This is a genomic window from Klebsiella sp. MS 92-3 (assembly GCF_000195655.1).
Lineage (GTDB): Bacteria > Pseudomonadota > Gammaproteobacteria > Enterobacterales > Enterobacteriaceae > Klebsiella > Klebsiella pneumoniae.
Genome location: NZ_GL882836.1, coordinates 20,383 through 21,466, shown reverse-complemented (window position 1 = coordinate 21,466; position 1,084 = coordinate 20,383). Strand labels below are relative to the sequence as shown.

Here is a 1,084-nt window from a genome sequence, read left to right as displayed (position 1 = left end):
GGGCCGCTCCGCCCTGTCGGCACCGTCTCCGCCTTCGGCGCCAGCACCCTGGACGACCTGGCGGCCGCCCTCGCGGATAAGGCCCACCGTCATGGGGCGATAGCCTGGCGGATCAATGCCGCCAGCAGCGGTAACCGGCTGTACGGTTCAGCTATAATTTATCAATAACCTTTTACAGGAGGCAGACGATGGCATCAGGTTGGGCAGGCGACGGCGCCGTACAGGATCAGATCGACAGCACTATTGACGATGCGGTGGCTCGCGCCCGCCGCGAGCTTCCGCGCGGCGAAAGCAACAAATTTTGTGATGAATGCGGAGAGCCGATTCCGGAGGCCCGGCGACAGGCCATCCCAGGGGTCAGATACTGCGTGAAGTGCCAGCAGGAGAAAGATTTACATAACAATACATTTTCAGGATATAATCGTCGCGGTTCCAAGGATAGCCAGCTACGCTGACTTTCCTTTACCGTTTATGACAGCCTTTCGCATTATCTTTTCGCACACATTTTTTGGCGGAAAAAGTCGCAATATGTGCCCTTAAACGCGTCGGTCTTCCTCGCTACGCTTCGTGACGAAAAGAATAAGAAATAATTTATTAATAATCAGTAAATTATTAATCATTCAAAAAATTCGATGAAGACTGTGAATTTCCTTCGATTTTATCTCCCGCAAAAAAGCGTGATACTTATCACATCGACGGAACATCGTCCCCTGAACAGAACAACCTGCGAGAGATTAACTATGAAAAACATCAAATATGCTGCCGCTGCCATCGCTCTGACCGCTCTTTCCTTCGGCGCCTTTGCCGCCGAACCGGTTACCCCCGCTCAGGCTGAAAGCATGAATAAGATCGGCGTGGTGTCTGCGCAAGGCGCAACCACTTTAGATGGTCTGGAAGCAAAACTGGCTGCTAAAGCCGAAGCCGCTGGCGCGACCGGCTACAGCATTACTTCCGCTAACACCAACAACAAACTGAGCGGTACTGCGGTTATCTATAAATAATCGCTGCACCCATCTGTAAGCCACTGAATTAACCCTGAAAAGACCTTTAATACCCTTGCCTTGCCCCCCCCCCCCCCCCCCCC

The 1,084-nt window shown here is 52.5% G+C and carries 3 protein-coding genes; all 3 read left to right on the top strand.

Annotated elements, in window-relative coordinates; translation table 11 throughout:
• On the top strand, window positions 1-168 hold a 168-nt coding region (locus HMPREF9538_RS32985), incomplete at its 5' end, for a YdgH/BhsA/McbA-like domain containing protein (protein WP_009485757.1).
• Between the two features lie 20 nt (window positions 169-188).
• Window positions 189-455 carry a DksA/TraR family C4-type zinc finger protein gene (locus HMPREF9538_RS07850; protein WP_002895824.1) on the top strand — a complete coding sequence of 89 codons (267 nt, stop codon included), beginning with the start codon at window positions 189-191 and terminating at the stop codon, window positions 453-455.
• Window positions 456-740: 285 nt separating this feature from the next.
• Complete coding sequence (gene ybiJ / locus HMPREF9538_RS0128145) at window positions 741-1,001, top strand: DUF1471 family protein YbiJ (RefSeq protein WP_004176772.1); 261 nt, start codon at window positions 741-743, stop codon at window positions 999-1,001.
• Window positions 1,002-1,084 lie beyond the last annotated feature (83 nt).